Annotated in this window: 9 protein-coding genes and 1 pseudogene; 8 read left to right on the top strand and 2 right to left on the bottom strand. The window is 71.8% G+C overall.

Features of this window, described 5'->3' with window-relative positions; genetic code table 11:
- Positions 1-138 precede the first annotated feature (138 nt).
- Positions 139-2334: an ATP-binding protein gene (locus tag AQJ67_RS43365; protein ID WP_062725562.1), complete on the top strand. Its 2196-nt coding sequence runs from the start codon at positions 139-141 to the stop codon at positions 2332-2334.
- Positions 2334-4679, top strand: coding sequence for an ATP-binding protein (locus tag AQJ67_RS43360; protein WP_062725560.1), 2346 nt, complete (start codon positions 2334-2336; stop codon positions 4677-4679). Before AQJ67_RS43365 ends, AQJ67_RS43360 begins: the two co-directional genes overlap by 1 nt.
- 7 nt (positions 4680-4686) lie before the next feature.
- Here the strand turns inward: AQJ67_RS43360 and AQJ67_RS43355 are convergent, their stop codons facing one another.
- Both AQJ67_RS43355 and AQJ67_RS50340 read right to left on the bottom strand, forming a co-directional pair.
- Entirely contained in the window at positions 4687-5436 is a 750-nt protein-coding gene (locus AQJ67_RS43355) for a thioesterase II family protein (RefSeq protein WP_062725558.1), read from the bottom strand.
- A 53-nt stretch (positions 5437-5489) separates the two neighbouring features.
- A pseudogene (locus AQJ67_RS50340) lies at positions 5490-11120 on the bottom strand (thioester reductase domain-containing protein); the annotation flags it as partial.
- Between the two features lie 285 nt (positions 11121-11405).
- Here AQJ67_RS50340 and AQJ67_RS43345 point away from each other — a divergent pair.
- The 6 genes from AQJ67_RS43345 to AQJ67_RS43320 form a co-directional block, all read left to right on the top strand.
- The gene (locus AQJ67_RS43345) at positions 11406-14249 is read left to right on the top strand and encodes an aminotransferase class III-fold pyridoxal phosphate-dependent enzyme (protein ID WP_062725554.1); all 2844 of its coding nucleotides are present in this window, start codon (positions 11406-11408) and stop codon (positions 14247-14249) included.
- Positions 14250-14334: 85 nt separating this feature from the next.
- Positions 14335-15528, top strand: a complete 1194-nt coding sequence (locus AQJ67_RS43340; RefSeq protein ID WP_062725552.1) for an acyl-CoA dehydrogenase family protein — start codon at positions 14335-14337, stop codon at positions 15526-15528.
- Between the two features lie 27 nt (positions 15529-15555).
- Positions 15556-16905, top strand: a complete 1350-nt coding sequence (ccrA, locus tag AQJ67_RS43335) for a crotonyl-CoA carboxylase/reductase (RefSeq protein WP_062725550.1) — start codon at positions 15556-15558, stop codon at positions 16903-16905.
- Positions 16902-17774, top strand: coding sequence for a 3-hydroxybutyryl-CoA dehydrogenase (locus AQJ67_RS43330; RefSeq protein ID WP_062725548.1), 873 nt, complete (start codon positions 16902-16904; stop codon positions 17772-17774). Before ccrA ends, AQJ67_RS43330 begins: the two co-directional genes overlap by 4 nt.
- A 57-nt stretch (positions 17775-17831) precedes the next feature.
- Entirely contained in the window at positions 17832-18827 is a 996-nt protein-coding gene (locus AQJ67_RS43325; protein WP_062725546.1) for a 3-oxoacyl-ACP synthase III family protein, read from the top strand.
- 472 nt (positions 18828-19299) lie between these two features.
- Positions 19300-21920 (top strand): type I polyketide synthase (locus AQJ67_RS43320; RefSeq protein ID WP_159058940.1); only part of this gene is annotated, 2621 nt, incomplete at its 3' end.

The following is a 21920-nucleotide window of genomic DNA, read 5'->3' as shown; positions in this document are numbered from 1 at the left end:
TTGGTTCGCGTTACAGGTTCGGGCGCGAAGTTGGGACCGCGAAGCGAGAACCCGCACGCGCGTGGACGGTCTACTCACCGCATGCTGAGCTCGCGACCCGCCCCACCAGAGGTACGGCCGACCGACGGCGCTCCGCCGGTGAGACCGGATTCGTTCGTCGGCCGCCGGAGCGAGCTGCGCAGGGTCCGGCAGGCGACCGCCGGACACCGGCTCGTCACCCTGACCGGGCCGGGAGGATGCGGCAAGACCCGCCTGCTGCTGGAGACCCTGCGCGGCGCACGCGCACGCACCGACCGCACCGTGTGGTGGGTGGACCTCGCATCGGCGACCGACGGCGCCGCCGTCACCGAACTGATCGCCGCGGCGATCGTCCCCGCACCGGTCGACGGCACGCCGGTCGACCGGCTGGCCTCCGCCATCGGTGACCGGCACGCCGTGCTCGCCCTGGATACGTGCGAGCGTGCCCTCGAACCGTGCGCCCGGCTCGTCGCCGAACTGACCAGCCGCTGCCCAGGACTGCGCGTCATGGCCACCAGCCGGGAGCCCCTGGCCCTGCCCGGCGAAGCGGTCGTCCCGGTGCCACCCCTCTCGGTCCCCCCACCGGAACACCGGCCGAGCCTGCGGGAACTGCGGAGATCCGAAGGCGTCCGCCTGTTCGTCGACAGGGTACGCGCCGGTGCACCCGACTTCGAACTGACCGAGGCCGACGCCACCGCCGTCGGCACGCTCTGCGCTCACCTCGACGGCCTTCCGCTCGCCATCGAGCTCGCCGCGAGCTTGGTGCCGCGACTGCCGGTCGAGGAGATCCTGCCCACCCTGTACCGCGGCGACGGCGCCCACCGGCAGGCGAACCTGCGCGCCGTCGCCGACTGGAGCTACCGACTCCTCGGCCCGCGTCACCAGGCGGTGCTGCGCAGGCTGTCGGTACTGCCCAGGGACGCCGCCTTCGACGCCGCGCAGGCGGTGTGCGCCGTCGGTGACGTGTCGGCGGCCGAACTGCCCGGTCTGCTCGCGGATCTCGCGGCGAAATCGCTGCTCACCCGATGTCCGCCGGCCGCCGGAGGCGGAATCCGGCAGTTCGAGACGGTCCGGCGGTACGCAGCCGAGCGCCTCGTCGAGGCCGGCGAACTGCCCGCCGCCCGACAGGCCCTGACCGCCTGGCTGAGCGACCGCGCCACGGAGTTCGTCCAGGCGGGGTACGTGCCGCAGGAGACCGCACACTGGGTCGCCGCACACAGCGAGTACCTGGCCCTGGCGGTCCGGTGGACCGTCGACACGGACCGCGAGCGGCACCTCCCTCTGGCCGCGATGTTCGGCTGGCACCTCGCACAGACCGGTGACTCCCGGGCCGCCGAACGTGTCCTGGAACAGGCGCTGCACCGGTCACCGGCCACGCCGCACCGCGAGGTGCTCCTCACCCATCTCGCCGGGGCGCGGCTTCGCACGGGCGCGCGGGCGGCCGGGATCAGGGGCCTTGAGCAGGCGGTGTCGGCGCTGGAAGAGGCCGGGAACGACGCCGGCCTCGCCGCGGCGCTGATGGCCCTCGGCGCCGCACGCGCACGCGAAGGCGAGGTGGAGTCGGCGATACGGCACTACGAGGACGCCCTCACGTCCCTGACCGCGCGCGGCGAGCACGCCGGCATCGCCGCCTGCCGCCAGTACCTCGCCTGGCTCGCCACGCGATGCGCGGACCACGAGCGCGCGCAGCAGGGCACCGAGCAGGCCCTGCCGGTGCTCCGCCTGTACGGCGAGACACGGCTGATCCCCTTCGCGCTGAGCACCACAGGCACCGCCGCACTGGTCCGGGGCGACCTCCTGACCGCCGAGTCGATGTTCACGCAGGCCGTCGAGTGCGCCGCCGACGACGAACTGTCGCCCGCCCTGGACGGCCTCGCGGCCGTGGCCGCGAGCACGGGCCACCACCGGCGGGCCATCGTCCTCAAGACAGCGGCGGAAAGACTCGCACGCACACCCTCCACCTCCCCGTGGCACAGCCTCTTCGCGGGCAAGCCGCTCATCGCCGGCTCTCTGCTGGAAGCGGGCGAGTACCGCGCCGCCGAACGACTGTCACGCAGGCTGACCCGTCAGCAACTCCTCGATCACGCGCACGACGGCACCACACGCCCCACCACCGCCGACCCGGCGCTGAGCCGCCGGGAGAACCAGGTCGCCGAGTCCGTCGCGGCCGGCCTCACCAACCGCGGCGTCGCGGCGAGGCTACAGATCTCCGAACAGACCGTCGGCTCCCACATCACCAGCATCTACTCCAAACTGGACCTGAGTTCCCGCTGCGAACTGGCGACGTGGCTCACCGCCAGAGCCTCAGGTGAGTGATGACGACACCCTTCTCGCGGTGCCTGTCCTGCGCGGGCCCCCTGCCCACCGGACGGCCAGGACCCGCCGCGAAGTACTGCTCCAACGCGTGCCGGCAACGGGCCCACCGCCGCCGCAAGAACGACCGCACCGCCCGCACCGGCGGCATCGGCGGCGTCAGCGCCCTCCAGCCCACGGCCGACAGCTTCATCGGCCGCGAAGCCGACCTAGCCCACCTGACCCGACTCCTCCGAAGCCACCGGCACCTCACACTCGTGGGACCGCCCGGCGTGGGGAAGTCCCGGCTGGCCCACGAACTCGCCCACCGGACCAGGCAGTCCTACCCGGGCGGAGTGTGGCACCTGGACCTGGACGCCGTCCCGGAGCCCGCCGACGCCCGCGCCGACATCGCCGGAGTGCTCGGCCTCGGACGACACCCCGCACTCGTGCTCCTGGACAACTGCGACGAGGCCCTCGACGCCGCCGCCGAACTGGTCGCCTACCTGTCGTGCCGGTGGCAGCACGCGACGACACTCCTCACCAGCCGGGAACCGGTACGGCTCCCCGACGGGACGACGCTGGCGCTGAGCCCCCTGCGGACCACCGGGCGGGCCGACCGGGACACGCCCGTCAGCGCCGCCGTCCAGCTCTTCGTCGAGCGGGCCCGCGCCACCGACCCCTCCTTCGCCCTGGACGGAACCAACGAGGACGACGTGGCACGCCTGTGCGCGCACCTCGACGGACTGCCGCTGGCCATCGAGTGCGCCGCGCGCAGAACCGGGTTCTTCACGCCGGGAGAGATCCTCGAACGGCTCGGCGACGGCATCGGCCTGCTCAGCGGGCCCGCCCGGACCCCGCCCGGCCGCTCCCGGGGCCCGCGCGAGGCGCTCCGGCGCAGCTACCGCCTGCTCGGCGGGGGTGAACAGGCGGTGCTGCGGCGGCTGTCCGTGCTGGGCACCGAGTTCGACCTGTCCGACGCGACGGCCGTGTGCGCGGGCGCCGACGTCCCCGAGGACGCGGTCGCAGCCCTCCTCGCCCGCCTCACGACGACCTCACTCGTCCACGCCGCCGACGGACGATACCGCCAGCTGAACGTCGTACGCGCCTTCGGCCGCGAAGTCCTCGCCGCCGAGGGCGAGGAAACCGACGTACGCGACCGGTGGATCGCCGCGCTCGTCCGCGACATGGAACGGAACGGCAGTACCAAACCGCACATCGCGGCCGACCGCGACACCCTGCTGGAGGCATGCGCCTGGGCAGGAGAGCGCCGTCCTGAATGGAAAGCGCCGCTCGCCGTCGCTCTCGGCCGCTGCCTCCTTCGCCACGGACACGTCCGGCAGACCGACTACGACCTCGTACGGTCCGCGCGCACCGGCCTCCCCCCGGCCTCCCCGTGGGCGGGCCCCCTGCTGACGGAGTGCGCCGCTCTCGCCAACTGGGTCGGCGACCCGGCCGGCGCCCTGACGTACGCGCTGGACGCTGTCGAAGCCGCGCGCGCACAGGGCCGGCCGGCGTTGCTGGCCCGGGCGCTGCTCGAACTCGGTGTCGCCCACTCCACGGCAGGTGAACTCACCCCCGCCAGACACTGCCTGGAGGAAAGCCTCGCCATGCACCGCGCGGCCGGGCAGACCGGGCAGGCCGGCGCGTGCTTGTACCGGCTGGCGGCCGGCGCCCTGTCCCTCGGCGACGGCCACCGCGGCGGCGTCCTGGCCGCCAAGGCCGTCGAGTCGCTCCGGGTGCCGGGCCCCCGCCCGACGCTGCTGCTCGCCCTGCACCTGGCCGGTCACGCCGCCGTCGTACGAGGCGACGTCGAACACGCTCGCGCGCGCTTCACCGAGGGCCTCGACGCGGCCGAGGCACACCCCTGGGCCACCGCCCTCATGCTGGAGGGCCTCGCCGTCGCATCCGTGACGGACGGCTACGCGGCACAGGGGCTCTACATCGGCGGCGCGGCGCTCCGCCTCCGCGCCGCGGCCCCTCTCCCCGCGCCGGGCTGGGACCAGTTGGTGAGGACGACTCTGGAGCGGGCCCGCGCCGAACTCGACGCACGGGAGATCCGGCGCATCGGCGCGGCAGCGGCCCGGGCGACCCTCCAGGACATGGTGTCCTACGTCCGGCCGCGCGGGTCCTCCGAGGACGACCCGACGGCACTTCCGCTCCTCGCCGAACGGGAACGCGACCTGCTCACACTGATCGGGCACGGGCTGACCAACGCGCAGATCGCGCGGCGGCTGCGGATCTCACCGCGCGCGGTCGCCTACCGCCTGACCGGCGTGCGCCGCAAGCTCGGCCTGCGGTCGCGCACCGAACTCGCCGTATGGGCGGGCCACCAACCGGGCTCCCTCAGGGAGCCGGAAGGACCGTGAAGGGCGCTCAGGCGGGGACGAGGACCTCGCTGATCGCCCGGACGACCTGCGCGCGATGGGCGTCGAGGTAGAAGTGGCCACCGCTGTAGGTGTGCAGGGTGAACCGCCCGTTCGTCTGCTCGCACCAGTCGGCGGCCTCGTCGGGGGTCACCCGGGGGTCGGTGTCGCCGATGTGCGCGTGGACGGGTGTTTGGAGCCGGGGACCGGGTTCGAAGCGGTAGGTCTCGACGGCGCGGTAGTCCGAGCGCAGCGCGGGCAGGACCAGCCGCACCAGTTCGTCGTCGTCGAAGACCCGCGCGTCGGTGCCGCTGAGCTTCTTGACCTCCGCCAGGAGCCCGGCGTCGTCGCGCTGGTGCACGCTCTCCCGGCGCAGGCGGGTGGGCGCGACCCGTCCGGAGACGAACAGGGCGAGGGGCACCGTACCGGCCCGCTCCAGCCGCCGGGCCACCTCGAAGGCGACGCTGGCGCCCATACTGTGTCCGAACAGGACGGTGGGCCGGTCGAGCGACGGCAGCAGCACCGACGCGATCGTCTCGGCGAGGGCCACGAGGGACGTGACGCCCGCCTCGTGCCGCCGGTCCTGCCGACCGGGGTACTGGATCGCCAGGACCTCGGCTCCCGGGGCCAGCGCTCTGGCGACCGGGAGGAAGTAGCTGGCCGCACCGCCGGCGTGCGGGAAGCACACGACCCGGCACGGTGCGTCCTGTGCGTCGGCGAACCTGCGGATCCACAGGCCGTCGTCGTTCCTCTCAACCATCCCGCAGTTCCTTCCGTCGTCGGGAAAACACCATGCAGACCGCCACCCGGCGATCAGTCTCGTCCGGTCGGGAAATAACCGGTTTCGGCGAAGAAGCGCGCATACAGGTCGATCAGCTCGGGGCCGATCTCGGGGCAGGTGATGCCGGATCCGGCGAGGGCCTGTTCGGTCCCGGCGACGTCGACGGGGACATGGCTCGCCTCGCCCAGCCTCATGAGCGCGCTGAAGACGTCGATGACCGGGAACAGCGCGTTGTCGCGATCGGCCCGTACGGTCGCCACGAAGTCGTCCCAGGCCGTGTCGTCGAGCGGATGGCCGGACGCGCGGAGCCGGTCCGCGATCTCCCGGAAACTGACCGGCTTGCGGTTCTGCAGATGGAACGTCCGGCCGGCCGCCGACGGGGTCAGGGAGAGCTGCGCCATGGCCGCGGCGACATAGTCCACCGGGATCATGCCGATCACCGCGTCGGCGTCGGACGGCAGCGCCTTCGCCTGCAGGCCGCCTCTGAGGCTCAGCCAGATGAAGTCGCGGGTCTGGCACGCCCCGTTGCGCTGGTCGCCGCAGACGGCGTCGGCCCGGTAGACCGTCACCGGCAGGCCACGGCTCCTGGCGATGTCGATCATCCGTTCCGCCACGTACTTGCTCTGGGTGTACCCGGTCAGCAACTGCGAGCCCGGCCCCGCCGGGTCGGTCGGCGCCAGCGCGCCACCGTGCTCCGCGCGGCGCGCGAAGACACCGGTCGACGACAGGTAGTGCACCGGCACCGCGCGATACCGAGTGGCCAGCCTCAACACCTCCTCGGTGCCGGTGACGTTGGCCGCCTTCAGCGCCGAGTAAGGCCGCAGCCAGTTGACGTCGGCGCCGACGTGGTAGATCACGTCGACCGTGCGAGCGAGCGCGTCGGACGTCTCAGGCGTCAGCCCGAGACCCGGCCGGGAGAGGTCGCCGACGACGACCGTGAACCGCCGCGCGTCGATCTCGTCCCACAGCCGGTACTCCGTGAGGGAGGCGCGCAGCCGGTCGAGCCCGGCCGCCTCGGTCTCGGCGCGGACGAGACAGTGGACCTTCGCCTCGGTCGACCGCATGATCTCCCTGAGCAGGAACGCCCCGACGAACCCGGTCGCGCCGGTCAGGAACACCTCGCGGACGTCCTCGGGAGCCGGGGCAGCCTCGGCGGGGGGAACCACGTCGGCGGCGAGCCGGATCTCCGCGTCGAAGTCCACCACCGCCCCTGACGGGCCCGCGGCGGCGAGCGAGCCGCCCACCAGCTCGGCGTGCAGGTGCTCGACCAGCGCCGTGAGGTTCTCGTGGTCGAACAGCGCGCTCGGCGGCAGGCGCACACCGGTCGCCGTGCTCAGCCGGTTGCCGAGTTCGACGGCGGTGAAGGAGTCGAGGCCCAGCTCCTTGAACGGATGGCCGGGATCGATGGCGGTGAGGTCGTCGTAGCCGAGGGTCGCGGCCAGCTCGGAGTGGGTGTGGCGCAGGAGCCGCTGGTGCTGTTCGTCGTGGGACAGGCCGGCCAGCTGCCGGAGCAGGGGCGGGGTCGCGTCGTCGGCGGTGGAAGCGGGGGCGTGCCGGTCCTGCGACAGGTCGGCCAGCAGAGGGCTGGGACGGTGTGCGGTGAAGGCCGGGACGAACCGCCGCCAGTCGGTGTCGGTGACCGTCAGCAGCGTGTGACCGTCGAGCAACGCCCGCTCCAGCGCGGCGAGCGCGGGCGCCGGGTCCATCGGCCGCAGCCCGATGCGGGAGAGGTGTTCCAACAGCTCCTCACTGGCCAGGCCGTCACTGCTCCAGGTGCCCCAGGCGATCGAGGTGGCGGCCAGACCCCGGCCGCGACGGTAACCCGCGAGCCCGTCCAGGAACGCGTTGGCGGCCGCGTAACCGGGGGAGCCCGCGCTGCCCCAACTGGCCGCACCGGACGAGAACATCACGAACGCTTCCAGCTCCACGCCCAGTTCGCCGACCATCTCGTGCAGGAGCCACGCGGAGCCCGCCTTGGCCCGCCACAGCCCCTCCAGCCCCTCGGCGGTGATCTCACCCACCGGGGCGTCCCCGTCGCCCACGCCCGCCGCGTGCACCACCGCCGTCAACGGGAACTCGCCGGGAATCGCCCCCAGTACGGCCGCCAGCCCCGCCCGGTCCGCCGCGTCGCACGCGGCCACCGTCACCCGCGCCCCCGCCTCCTCCAACTCGCTCCGCAGGCCGGCCGCACCGGCGGCGGCCGTGCCGCGCCGCGACACCAGGACGACGTGCTCGGCGCCCCGCGCCACAGCCCACCGCGCCACGTACGCCCCGAGCGCCCCCGTGCCGCCGGTGATCAGCACCGTTCCGCGCACCGCCCACGCACGTCCGCCCTCCCCGGCGCCCGGAGCCGAACGCACGAGCCGCCGCGTGAACACTCCGGCCGGACGTATCGCGACCTGGTCCTCACCACCCGTGCCACCGGCCACCACTGCCCGAAGCCGCCCGGCGACCTCCTCGTCGACCTGTTCGGGCAGGTCGACCAGTCCGCCCCACCGGCGTGGCAACTCCAGCGCCGTGGCCCGGCCCAGCCCCCACAACGCGGTCTGCTCCGGCGCGCGCACCTCGTCCCGCGGCCCGACCGCGACCGCGCCCCGGGTCACACACCACACAGGCGCCGTCACCCCCGCCCCGGCAAGGGCCCGCACCAGCCACACCGTGCCGGCCAGGCCCACCGGCACGGACCCGACGACACCCTCCGCGAGCCCCAGCAACGAGACGACCGCGGTCACCTCACGGCCCCGCGCACCCGCCACCGCGTCCACGACGGCCTGTTCCCCACCGGTCGGATCCACCTCGACCGGCACCGCCGCGCCCAGACCCGACACCACCGCCTCCGCCCACTGCGCCGGCACCCCCTTGGGGACGACCACCAGCGAGACGCCGTCTAGCGCCGAGACGGAGGGCACCTCCCAGGGACGCCAGCGGTCCTCATAGCCCCACGCCTCGCAACCGTCGCCCTGCGCCGATGCCGCCGAAGGCGACGGCGGGGCGAGCCAGTACGGACTGCGCTGGAAGGGGTACGTCGGCAGGTCGACCCAGCGCGAGCCGGTACCGGCGAACGCCGCGCGCCAGTCGATCCCGGTGCCGAGGACGTGAGCCTGGGCGAGGCCGGTGAGCAGCGTCCGCACCTGCGGCCGGCCGCGCCGTTGCAGCGCGACGAACCCGGCGTCGACGCACTCCCGGCCCAGGGCGGCCAGGACGGCGTCCGGCCCGACCTCGACGAACCGGGTGACGCCCTGATCGCGCAGCCGGCGCACCTGGTCGGCGAACCTGACCGGCCGCCGTACGTGCTCGACCCAGTACTCCGGCGTGGACACCTCACTCGCCGGCGCGGCCATGCGGACGGCCGGTGTCCCGAACGCGAGCCCGCCCGTGACGGCCCCGAACTCGGCCAGCATCGGCTCCATCAGCGGCGAGTGGAAGGCGTGACTCACCTTCAGCCGGCTGACCTTGTGGCCGCGTTCGGACAGCGTGCGCCCCAGGGAGGAGACGGCGTCCTCGCTGCCGGAGAGCACGACGGACCGGGGGCCGTTCACCGCCGCGATCCCCACCTCCGACTCGCGTCCGGCCAGCAGCGGCAGCACCTCGTCCTCGGCGGCCTGGACGGCGAGCATCGCACCGCCCTCGGGAAGCGCCTGCATCAGCCGTCCCCGCGCCGCGACCAGACGGCACGCGTCCGGCAGGGAGAGCACTCCCGCGACGTGCGCCGCGGTCAGCTCACCGGTCGAGTGTCCGGCCACGTAGTCCGGTGTCACACCCCAGGACGCGAGCAGCCGAAACAGCGCCACCTCGAACGCGAACAACCCGGGCTGCGTCCACTCCGTACGGTCCAGGCCCTCGCCCCCGAACACCACATCCTTCAACGACCCCGGCAACAACCCGGCGAAACCCTCGCACACCTCCTCGAAGGCATCCGCGAACACCGGGAAGGTCTCGGCGAGTTCACGCCCCATCCCGGCCTGCTGCGCACCCTGACCGGTGAACAGGAACGCCGTCTGGCCCTCACCGGCCACTCCGTGCGGCGTCGTGGCGCCGGGAGCGCCCTCGGCGACGGCGCGCACGCCCGCGACGAGGTCGTCGACGTCCTTGCCGAGCACCGCGGCCCGGTGCGGGAAGGCGGTGCGGCCCGTCGCCAGCGAGTACGCGACGTCACGCGCCTCGACCTCGCCCGCGGACTCCACGAAGGACACCAGCCGGGCGGCCTGCGCGCGCAGGGCCTCGGGAGTCCTCGCGGACAACATCCACGGGATGACCGGCAGCGTGCGATCGGCGTCGGCGTCGGCGGTGGCGTCCGCGTCCGCGTCGGCGGTAGCCGGTTTTGAGGCGGGTGCCTCTTCGAGGATGAGGTGCGCGTTGGTGCCGCTCACGCCGAAGGCTGACACGGCGGCGCGGCGGGGACGGTCGTCCTCCGGCCAGGGCAGCGGCTCGGTGAGCAGTTCGACCGCGCCCGCCGACCAGTCGACGTCAGAGGTGCGTTCCTCGGCGTACAGGGTGCGCGGCATGAGCCCGTGCCGCAGCGCCATGACCGCCTTGATCACCCCGCCCACCCCGGCCGCCGTCTGGGCGTGACCGATGTTCGACTTCAGGCTCCCCAGCCGGACGGGGCGCTGCGCGGTGTGCGCCTGGCCGTAGGTCGCCAGCAGCGCCCGCGCCTCGATCGGGTCGCCCAGCGGCGTTCCGGTGCCGTGCGCCTCGATGAGACCGACGTCCGAGGGGGCCAGCCGGGCGTTGGCCAGCGCCTGCCGGATCACCTGCTGCTGTGCCATGCCGTTCGGCGCGGTCAGTCCGTTCGACGCGCCGTCCTGGTTCACTGCCGAACCGCGGAGCACCGCCAGCACCGGATGCCCGTTGCGCTCGGCGTCCGACAGCCGCTCCAGCAGCACCATCCCCACACCCTCGGCGAAACCCATGCCGTCGGCCGAGCTGGAGAACGCCTTGCACCGCCCGTCCGGGGACAGGCCGCGCTGCCGGCTGAACTCGACGAAGAAACCCGGGTTGGCCATCACCGTCGCACCACCGGCCAGCGCCAGGGACGACTCGCCGCGCAGCAGCGAGTGAGCGGCCAGATGCATCGCGACCAACGACGACGAGCACGCGGTGTCCAGCGTGATCGCGGGCCCCTGGAGTCCGAGCGTGTACGAGATACGGCCGGACGCCACGCTCGACGACGTACCGGTCATGAGATAGCCCTCGGTGCCCGCCTCGGACTCGTCGCCTATCCCGTAGCCGTTGTAGAGGACGCCCGCGAACACGCCGGTGGCGCTGCCCCGCAGGGAACGCGGATCGATTCCGGCGCGCTCGATCGCCTCCCAGCCGGTTTCGAGCAGCAGACGCTGCTGGGGATCCATCGCCAGCGCCTCACGGGGGGACGACCCGAAGAACGCGGCGTCGAACCCCTTGACGTCGGAGAGGAAGCCACCGCCGCGGTTGTAGAACGTGCCTGCCTTGTCGGGGTCGGGGTCGTAGCCGCTCAGGACGTCCCAGCCCCGGTCCGACGGCATGTCACCGATGGCGTCGACGCCGTTCGACACGAGGTGCCACAGCTCCTCGGGTGACGACACACCACCGGGGTACCGGCAGCTCATCCCGATGATCGCGATCGGCTCACGCGGGAGCGCCTCCAGCTCCGCTATCCGCGCTTCGGCCCGGTGCAGGTCGGCGGTGACCCACTTGAGATAGTCGAGGAGCTTTTCGCGTTTTTCCATCGGTGGCCGATCCTTTTCCCGTGTCCCGGCGAGACTGACCCACGCTGATCGTCGGAGCTTCCCCGCCCCGGAGCAATCAGGGCTTTGGGAAATCCGACCCGTAACACGGGCGCGCGTTACAGGTCGTGCTTCCCGAACCGGCTATTGCCGGTGCGTCACCAGGCCCCCGACGATGCCAAGGCACCGAGGACCGGGGACCGGTCTGCGGCAGCCACCACCTGATTCACGTGAGGAGCCACCGTGGCAGGTCCGACCCGTTTCTCCGACTCGTGCCTGACCGAACTGCTCGGCGCTTTCGGGACCGATGTCGAATACGTCCGGGCGAAAGGCGACACCCTGTTCCACCGAGCGAGCGACGGTACAGAGGTCGCTGTGCTGGACCTCCTGAGCGGGGTCGGATCGCTGATCCTCGGACACAATCATCCGGAACTCGTGGCCGAGGCGAAGAAGTTCCTGGACGCCGATTCACCCGTCCACACCCAGGTGTCCGTGCACGAAGGCGCCGACGAGGTCGGGCGCCTGCTCAACGAGATCATCCACCGCGAGTTCCCCGGCACGGAGGACTACCTCATATCTCTCGCCAACTCCGGCGCGGAGGCGGTCGAAGGAGCGGTCAAACACGCCGAGTTCGACCGGCTGCACAAGGCGATGCGGCTGATCGAGGAAATCGAGTGGAACGCCGGAAACGCGATCGCCGCCGTCCGCAGCGGAGCGGTCCAACTGTCCGACGGACTGTCACCGCTGCCCTCGGGCCGGCCGGCGCCCGCCACCGTCGAGGAGTTCGAGAGCGCGCTCGCCGAACTGCTCGCGGGCAACCGGGAGAAGCTCGGCAAGCCCCCGGTCTTCTTCGCCCTGGAGCGGAGTTTCCACGGCAAGCTCGTCGGCAGCGTCCAGCTGACGCACGGCCCCTCCTACCGCGCGCCGTTCGCGGCCCTCGGCCTCGCCACCCGGTTCGTACCGCCGGACCAGCCGGGGGTACTCCGCGCGATCGCCGACGAGGAACGGGCCACGGTGTACGACGTCGTAGTCGGCGACGGCCGGATCGACATCGTCGAGCGGGACTTCCCCGTCTTCGCCGCCCTGATCGTGGAACCCGTCCAGAGCGAGGGCGGTATTCACGTCCTCACCGAGGAGTTCGCCGCCGCCGTCCGGGCGATCTGCGACGACATCGGCTGCCCGATCATCGTCGACGAGATCCAGAGCGGCATGGGCCGCTGCGGAGCGTTCTTCGCCGGCTCGCTCAACGGCTTTTGTGGCGACTACTTCACCCTGTCGAAGTCACTGGGCGGAGGGCTCGCGAAGGTGTCCGCGACCCTCGTCCGCGAGTCGCTGTACCGCAAGGAGTTCGAGTTCGTCCACAGCTCGACGTTCGGCCGGGACGGCTTCTCCACCGCCATCGCCCTCAGGACGCTGCGCCTCCTGGAGGCGGACGGCGGGAAAGCCTACGAGCGCGCCGCCGAGCGGGGGGAACGCCTGCTGGAGATGTTGCGCGCTCTCGCCGGTGAGTATCCGGACGTCATCGCCGACGTCCGCGGTCGCGGGCTGCTGATCGGCCTTGAGTTCACCGGCCCGTACACCGCGACGTCCGCGATCATCAGGCAGCACGCGCTGTCCGGCACCTTCGGCCAGGTCGTCGCGGGCTACCTGCTGCGGGTGCACGGAATCCGCATGCTGCCGACCGGCAGCGCACCCAACGTGCTCCGCATCGAACCCTCGATCTATCTCGGTGACGACGACATCGCCCGGCTGAAGGAAGCGCTCACCGAACTCTGCGTGGTACTGCGCAACCAGGACGCGCTGCACCTCGTCCACCCGGTGATCTCGCCGGAGACGAGGCCCGCCGTCGCCGTCAGGGACTTCTCCGCGGCCCCCGCAGACCAGGCCGCCCCGCCGGACGACCAGCGCCCGGCACGCAAGGTCGCCGTCATCAGCTACCTGCTGACGCCTGGCACACTGCGTGAACTCGACCCCTCGCTCGGCGAGTTGGACGACGACCGGCTGGAGCTGTACGGCCGCAGGATCGAACCGCTCAAGGCGATGCCACCCCTGCCGCCGACCCGGATCGACTCCCCGCTCGGCACGTCGGTGGAACTCACCGTGTTCCCGCTGACCGTCACGGCACAGCGGATGGCCGAGCGGATCCGGCTGGGACAGCACGACGAGATCCGGCAGGACATCGAGGCGTACCTGCGCATCATCAAGGGCCTCGGCTGCGACATCGCCGCGATCGGCCTCCACGCAGGGGCGGTCACCGACCGCAGCGCCGTCCGCGTCCCCGGGATGACGGCCGGCTCCGGCCTGGCGCTCACCGCGGCGACTGTGCTGCGGGACCTGACGACCGCCGCCGAGCAACATCACGGCGGACTCGACGGGCTCACCCTGGCCGTGCTCGGCGGGGCCGGGCGCACCGGCTCCACCTGCGCGGCACTCGCGGCGGAGCACGTCTCGAAGATCGTCCTCGTGGGCAGCGGCCGCGACGGCAGCGAGGCCCGGCTGCGCGCCGCGGCCCACCGGGTCTACCAGGAAGCCTGGTCGTGCGTCGCCGACGGCGGGGAACTGTCGGGCATCCCCGCGCTGCTGCGGAAAGAACCACTGATCGACGGCTGGCTGCGGGAACAGCGCCCCGGCGACGAACCCAGCGGTGAACTCATCGCCCGATACGTCGAGGACCGGTACGGAACCGATCCCTTCGTCGTCGTCACCGACGACCTCTCCGCGCTCGCGGAAGGGCACCTGGTGCTGTCGGCGGTGACGAGCCCGACACCGGCGCTGACCGGCGAGTACCTCCGTGCGGGCGCGGTCGTCTGCGACGTGGCCGTACCGGCGAGCACCGTGGACGGCGCCGCCCTGCTCCGTGCCGGCATCCACTACGTCCGCAGCGGAATCCTGACGGCACCCGGCGGGGCGAGCCTGCCCGCCGGCGCACGAGGCGGCCTCGGCGACGGAGAGCTGTTCGCGGGCATGGCCGAGGCGGTCGTGCTGGCGCTGGCCGACGCCGGCCCCGAACAGTACGGCGCCCAGGTCACGCGGTCCCGCCTGCGCGACATCCGCGAGCTGGCCCGCCGGCACGGGTTCGCGCTCTGAGGCATCGGCCCCAGGCGCCCTGGCGCTCGGCTCTTCGCGGAACACCAGCACGCAGAACTCCGACACCTCCCTAGGAGAAGAAACCATGACCGCAGACTCCGCCGCCCCGGAGCCGGCCGCCCCGGACGACCCGCTCGCGAAGGCCCACGAACTCATCCCGATGCTGCGCTCCCACTCCGCACGCTCCGAACACGACTCCACCCTCGCGCCCGAGGTCGTGACGGCGCTGCGCGACGCGGGCCTCTTCCGGCTGACGACCCCGGCGAAGTTCGGCGGCCACGACCTCAACCTGTCCGCCCAGGCGCGCGTCATCGCGGCGGTGGCCAGGGGATGTGCGTCGGCGGGATGGGTCGTCGCGGCCGAGGCGGCGTCGACGATGCTCTGCAACGTGGTCTCGGAGGCGGCGATGGCGGAGGCCTTCGACGGCCGGCCGGACACGCTGATGCTGTCCACCGCCGTGGACCAGACCAGATCTGTGGCGACACCGACAGAGGGCGGCTTCCTGCTCTCCGGGTACTGCCGCTACGCGACGGGAGCCGAGATCTCCGACTGGGCGCTCGTGAGCGCGATCCCGGTCAAGAGAGGCGACGAGGACCACGTGTTCAGCTGCATGATGCCGATGAGCGACGTGACGGTCGAACGGAGCTGGAACGTGACCGGCATGGGCGGCACGGGAACGCACGGGCTCGTCATCGACAACGTGTTCGTCCCCGAACACCGGACCCGGCAGTTCCGCGTCGCCGAGGTACTCGCCCTCGACGAGGACGACCGGCCCACCTACTTCGTCCAGGCCAGCCTGACGACACTCGCGGCGCTGGTCGGCGCCGCCCAGGGCGCCCTCGACGTCGTTCGGGAGACGCTCCTGAAGGACTCGCTCCCCAAGGACGCGCAGACCGACTACCGGGTCAACGGCGCCGTCGAATCAGCGGGCATCCGCCTGTGGTTCGCCGAAGCGGCGCACCTGATCGACAGCAGCATGCTCCACCTCATGCACGCCATGGGCCGGCTCGACGGCGTCGCCTACGAGGAACCCGTCCCGTGGCTGGAACGCGCCGACCTCAGGATGCACGCCTCCACGTCGGTCCAACTCGCCCGCCAGGGCATGGAAAAGCTCCTCGACATCAGCGGAACGCGTGGCTTCGCGTTGAGCAATCCGCTCCAGCGCTACTGGCGCGACCTCGGCGTCGGCAGCCGCCACGTCTCGTTCCACGGGCCCACCCTGCTGGAGGACTACAGCCTCGCCCTCTGGGGCAAACGCCCGTCGCTCATCCTCATCTAGCCGGTCGAGAGTTCGAAGGAGGACACCATGGACACACTGTCCGAGGCCGTCTTGGCCGGCGCCCCGCCGGAGGAGCTGGAGCGCATCGCGCTGCCGCCCGAGTACCTCGCCGCGCACCTGCGCGCCGAGGACGTGGACATGTTCGACGGCGTCGCCGACAAGGACGTACGGAAGTCGCTGCGGGTCGGACACGTACCGATGCCCGAACTCGCGCCGGACGAGGTGCTCGTCGCGGTGATGGCCAGCTCGATCAACTACAACACCGTCTGGTCGGCGATGTTCGAGCCGATCCCGACGTTCAGGTTCCTGCGCCAGCTCGGCCGCCGGGGCGGCTGGGAGGCCAGGCACGACCAGCCCTACCACGTGATCGGGTCCGACGCGGCCGGCGTGGTCGTCCGCACCGGGTCCGGCGTCCGCCGGTGGAAGACCGGCGACCACGTGGTGGTCAGCCCGATGCACGTCGACGGCGAGGAGCCGATCGCGCACGCCGACGGGATCCTCGGCGAGGACCAGCGGGCGTGGGGGTTCGAAACCAACTTCGGTGGACTCGCCCACTACGCGGTGGTGCGCGCGAGCCAACTGGCGGCCAAGCCGGCGCACCTGACGTGGGAGGAGGCGGCGAGCAACCCGCTGTGCGCGAACACCGCCTACCGGATGCTGGTCAGCGACCGCGGCGCGCGCATGAAGCAGGGCGACGTGGTGCTGATCTGGGGCGCCGCCGGCGGTCTCGGCGCGTACGCGGCGCAGCTCGTGCGCAACGGCGGCGGCATCGCCGTCGGCGTGGTCAGCTCGCCGGAGAAGGTCGACCTGGCCCGCGAACTGGGCTGCGACGTGGTGATCGACCGCAACGAACTGGGCATGCCGGCGGACGGCCGGCCCACCCCCGAGCAGACCATCGAGGTGGGCAAGCGGCTGGGGTCGATCATCCGGCGCGAGGTCGGCGAGGACCCGCACATCGCCTTCGACCACGTGGGGCGAGCCACGTTCGGGATCTCCGTCTTCGTGGTCCGCCGCGGCGGCACGGTCGTCACCTGCGGATCGAGCAGCGGCTACGACCACTCTTTCGACAACCGCTACCTGTGGATGCGGCTCAAGCGGATCGTCGGCAGCCACTCCTCCAACCTCCAGGAACACGCCGAGTGCAACCGGCTCCTGTCGCTCGGCAGGCTCCAGCCGGCGCTCAGCGAGGTCCACCCGCTGGAGGCGGTCGGCGAGGCCGCCCGACTGGTCCAGACCAACGCGCACGCGGGGAAGGTCGGCGTGCTCTGCCTCGCCCCCGAACCCGGCACCGGCATCACCGACCCGCAGCGGCGCGCCGCCATCGGGGAGGACCGCATCACCCTGTTCCAGCGGGCCGCCGCGGCAGGTGCGCGATGAACCCGCCCGAGTGGCTCAGCCGCGTCGGAGTCGTCGGCTGTGGGGTGATGGGCACCGGCGTCGCCGAACTCTGCGCCGTCCGAGGGCTCGACGTCGTGGTCTACGGACGCCGCGAAACCTCGACCGACAGCGCCCGCGAACGCCTGGCCACCTCACTCGACCGCAGCGTGCGCAAGGGCCGCATGACCGAGACCGACCGCAAGGAGGCACTCTCCCACACCTCGTTCACCACCGACCTCGGCGCACTCCACGACTGCCGGATCGTCGTGGAGTGCGCGCCGGAACAAGAACCCCTCAAACGGGAGATCTTCACCGCACTGGACCGGACCGTCACCGACGACGACGCCGTCCTCGCCTCGGTCACCTCGTCGCTCCCCATCACCCGCCTCGCCCGCGCCACCTCACGGCCCGCCAAAGTCATCGGCACCCACCTGTTCAACCCGGCACCCGCCATGCCGCTCGCCGAACTGGTCCCCACCCTGCTCACCGACGACGAGACGGTACGCCGGGCCGAGGAGTTCCTCGGCGACGCCCTCGGCAAACAGGTCATCCACGCACCCGACCGCGCGGGCTTCCTGGTCAACACACTGCTGGTGCCCTACCTGCTGTCCGCCGTCCGCATGGTCGAGGCGGGCGTCGCCTCGGCCACCGACATCGACCGGGCCATGGCGGGCGGCTGCGGACACCCCATGGGACCGCTGGCGCTGGTCGACCTCATCGGCCTCGACGTCATCGCCCAAGTCGCGAACAGCCTGTACGACGAGTACAAGGAACCGCTCCACGCCCCGCCCCCTCTCCTGTCACGCATGGTCGAGGCCGGAATGCTGGGCAAGAAGACCGGGATCGGCTTCCACAACTACCGGGATTGACCGCTCCCGGGCCCCGACGGTCCGCGCGAGCCCCCGACTGTTCACAAGGAGATTGGCATGCCCGTCGGCATCCTGGGAATTGGTTCGTACCTGCCGGAGAACGAGGTCTCCAACGCGGAGATCGCGGAGCGCGTCGCCGTCAACGAGGACTGGATCGTCACCAAGACGAAGATCGAGGCACGGAGGTTCGCCGCCGCCGACGAGGCCACCTCCGACCTCGCCGCCCACGCCGCCCGCGCCGCGCTGGACTCCGCCGGACTGACCCCCGACGACATCGACATGATCATCGTGTCGACGTCCACACCGGACTCCCCGCAACCGCCGACCGCCTACCTCGTCCAGCACCTCCTGGGCGCCCGGCGCGCCGCCGCGTTCGACGTCAACGTCGTCTGCAGCGGCTTCGTCTACGCGCTGGCCCTCGCCCAGGGCCTCATCGCCGAACGCTCAGGCCGACGCGTGCTCGTCGTCGCCGCCGACCTGTACTCCCGGTCACTGGACTTCAGCGACCGCCGCACCGCCACCCTGCTCGGCGATGGCGCCGGCGCGGTCGTCGTCGGACAGGTCGGCGACGACTACGGCATCCAGCGCATCGACCTGGCGGCACGCGGCGACCTCCAGCGGCTCATCCGCATCGAGGCCGGCGGAACCCGCAGGCCAGCCTCCTACCAGACAGTGGACGACGGCGGGCACTTCTTCCGGATGGAAGGCCGACTCGTCCGGGAATTCGTCCTCGAACACATACCGCCGGCACTCGCCCACCTCGTGAAAGAGGCCGGAGTCCCGCCCACCGAAGTCAGCCACATCGTCCCCCACCAGCCCAACGGCGCACTCCTCGACGAACTGGACAAGCAGTCCGGATTCCCCAACGCCCGCCTGCACCGCACCGTGGAGCGCTACGGCAATGTCGGCAGCGCGTCTGTGCCGGTGACTTTGGATGCCGCACATCGCGAGGGTGCGCTGAACGACGGGGATCTCGTTGTGCTGACCTCGTTCGGTGGGGGTATGTCGACCGGGCACTGTCTGCTGCGTTGGCGGCACATCGAAACACGCTGAACTCGAACCTCCGGGGCTCCGGGGCTCCGGGGCGACGCGGAAGAAGGCCCTCCGGGGGCGGACGGGATCCGCACGGAGGGCATCGGCGGTGCCTGCCCGCATGTTCGGGATCTTGTGCGCCGCGAGAACGGTGACGGCACTGGGGTGTGCCGTGACAACGGTGACGGCACTGGGGTGTGCCGTGACAACGGTGACGGCACTGGGGTGTGCCGTGAGAACGGTGACGGCACAGAGGTGCGACAGCGCCGGGATCGAAGCTGATCCCGCCCGGCGCGACGCGCTCGTGCCCGCTTGGCGAGCCCCGCTCCGCCCCGTCGGTATTGACGGCCACTCCCAGGCGGCGGGCCTGCTCGGCTCTTGAACGCAGGATCAGCTCGGTGTTTTGGGCTGGCGAACCTACGGAGCCGATCCGGCCCACATGTTTACTCCCAAAAGCGCGAATCCACCCAGGTCTTGTCGGCAAGGGGCAGCGATGAATGGTGTTGACGCAGCACTCACGGACGGTAAGGCCGATGCCGGCGAGATAGCCGTCGTCGGCCTGTCCTGCCGCCTGCCGAAAGCGGCCGGTCCGGCCGAGTTCTGGCGGCTGCTGCGCGACGGCGTCGACGCGATCGGTGAAGCGCCGCACGACCGGTGGGTCGGCGACACGCACTCCCCCCGCCGTGGCGGGTTCCTCGACCAGATAGACCACTTCGACGCGGACTTCTTCGGGATCTCCCCGAAAGAGGCCGTGGCGATGGACCCGCGACAGCGGCTCCTGCTGGAACTGAGCTGGGAGGCTCTGGAGGACACACGGATCGTCCCGGCGACCCTGCGCGGCAGCCGTACGGGCGTATTCGTCGGCGCGATGGGGGACGACTACGCCGTCCTGATGGGCCGTCTCGGACAGGAGACGATCGGCCAGCACACCCTGACCGGGTCCAGCCGCGCGATCATCGCCAACCGCGTCTCGCGTTTCCTCGGACTGCGCGGACCGAGCCTGACGGTGGACACCGCGCAGTCCTCGTCCCTGGTCGCCGTCCACATGGCCTGCGAGAGTCTGCGGCGCGGCGAGTCCACCCTGGCCATCGCGGGCGGGGTCACCGTCAACATCCTGGCCGAGAGCACCGTCAGCGCGTGGAAGATCGGGGCACTCTCACCGGACGGGCGCTGCCACACGTTCGACGCCAGGGCCAACGGCTACGCCCGCGGTGAAGGCGGCGCCGTGGTCGTCCTGAAGAAACTGGCCGACGCTCTCGCCGCCGGCGACAAGATCTACTGCGTCATCGCCGGTGGCGCCGTCAACAACGAGGGCGAAGGCGACGGCGACGGCAGTGGCCTGACCGTCCCCAGCCGCTCGGCCCAGACAGACGTCATCCAAGAGGCGTACCAGCGAGCCTCGGTGGATCCCACCGAGGTGCAGTACGTCGAACTGCACGGCACAGGTACCAAGGTCGGCGATCCGATCGAGGCCGCCGCGCTCGGCGCCGCGCTCGGCACCCGGCGTCCGGCCGACTCCCCGCTGCTGGTCGGCTCCGTCAAGACCAACGTGGGTCACCTGGAGGGCGCGGCCGGCATCACAGGCATGCTCAAGGTGGTACTGAGCCTCCGGCACCGCCTGCTCCCGCCCAGCCTCAACTTCGTGGAAGCCAACCCCGACATCCCGCTGGACGAGCTTCACCTGCGCGTGCACACCCAGCTCGCGGACTGGCCCGAGCGGTCCCGGCGACTGGTGGCCGGGGTGAGCGCGTTCGGGATGGGCGGAACGAACTGCCACCTGGTACTGGCGGAAGCGCCCGTGCGGGTCCCTGACGGGGAGCCTGCGGAGTCGTCCGGGCCGGTGGTGTTGTCGTCGGTGGTGCCGTGGGTGGTGTCGGGGCGGTCGGAGTCTGCGTTGCGGGAGCAGGCGCGGCGGCTGGCGGCGTATGTGGAGGCGGCTGCGGGGCTGGACCTGGTGGGTGTGGGTGCGGCGCTGGTGTCGACCCGGGCGGGTCTGGAGCATCGGGCGGTGGTTCTGGGCGCCGACCGGGACGAGTTGATCGCGGGGCTGGCCGGGTTGGCGTCCGGGGCGCCTGGTGCGGGTGTGGTGACCGGCCAGGGCACGGCCGACGGGCGTGGTGTGGTGTTCGTGTTCCCCGGCCAGGGTTCACAGTGGGTCGGGATGGCCCAGGGGCTGCTCGCGGTCTCGCCGGTGTTCGCGGAGCGGATAGGGGAGTGCGCCCAGGCGTTGGCGCCCTTCGTGGAGTGGGATCTGCTGGAGGTGCTGGGGGACCAGGCGGCACTGGAGCGGACAGATGTGGTGCAGCCGGTGTTGTGGGCGGTGATGGTGTCGCTGGCGCACCTGTGGCAGTCGCTGGGCGTGACGCCTGCCGCTGTGGTGGGCCACTCGCAGGGGGAGATCGCCGCGGCGTGCGTGGCGGGCGGACTGTCGCTGGAGGATGCCGCCAGGATCATCGCCGTCCGCAGCCGTCTGTTCGTCAAGGCGCTGTCCGGGCGGGGCGGAATGGCGTCGGTACGGCTGCCGCTGGCCGAGGTGGAATCGCTGCTCGCCCGGTGGGAGGGACGGCTGTCCGTCGCGGCGGTCAACGGGCTCTCGTGGGTGGTGGTGTCCGGCGACGTCGAGGCGGTGGCCGAACTGGTCGCGGCGGGCGAGGCGGAGGGCTTCCGGGTCCGCCGGATGGCCGCGGACGGCGCGGGACATTCCGTGCATGTGGAGCGGATCAGGGACGAACTGATCGAGTCCCTGTCGGGGATTGTTCCAGGGGAAAGCCGTGTCGCGTTCTACTCCACCGTGACCGGTGAGCTGACGGACACTCGTGAGCTGGGTGCGGAGTATTGGTACCGCAACGCGCGGGAGACGGTGAGGATGGCCGACACCACGCGGGTGCTGGCCGCGGCTGGATACGGGACGTTCGTGGAGGTCAGTCCTCATCCGGTGTTGGTTCCCAGTCTGGAAGAGACGCTGTTCGAGTCCCACCCGTCGGCGGTTGTGACGGGGACTTTGCGCCGGGGTGAGAACGAGTCCGAGCAATTGCTGACCGCCGTCGCCCGGTTGCACACCCACGGTGTCCCGGTGGACTGGTCTGCGGTGGTGGGCCGGAGCTCGGCGATCGA

The sequence above is a fragment of the Streptomyces caeruleatus genome, from assembly GCF_001514235.1.
GTDB lineage: Bacteria > Actinomycetota > Actinomycetes > Streptomycetales > Streptomycetaceae > Streptomyces > Streptomyces caeruleatus.
This window is presented reverse-complemented; position numbering and strand designations above follow the sequence as displayed.

Excerpts from the sequence above, each read along its gene's own strand:
- AQJ67_RS43340 (WP_062725552.1), top strand. The coding sequence starts at position 14,335 with ATGACCGCAGACTCCGCCGCCCCGGAGCCGGCCGCCCCGGACGACCCG.
- ccrA (WP_062725550.1), top strand. The coding sequence starts at position 15,556 with ATGGACACACTGTCCGAGGCCGTCTTGGCCGGCGCCCCGCCGGAGGAG.
- AQJ67_RS43355 (WP_062725558.1), bottom strand. The coding sequence starts at position 5,436 with ATGGTTGAGAGGAACGACGACGGCCTGTGGATCCGCAGGTTCGCCGAC.
- AQJ67_RS43330 (WP_062725548.1), top strand. The coding sequence starts at position 16,902 with ATGAACCCGCCCGAGTGGCTCAGCCGCGTCGGAGTCGTCGGCTGTGGG.
- AQJ67_RS43325 (WP_062725546.1), top strand. The coding sequence starts at position 17,832 with ATGCCCGTCGGCATCCTGGGAATTGGTTCGTACCTGCCGGAGAACGAG.
- AQJ67_RS43360 (WP_062725560.1), top strand. The coding sequence starts at position 2,334 with ATGACGACACCCTTCTCGCGGTGCCTGTCCTGCGCGGGCCCCCTGCCC.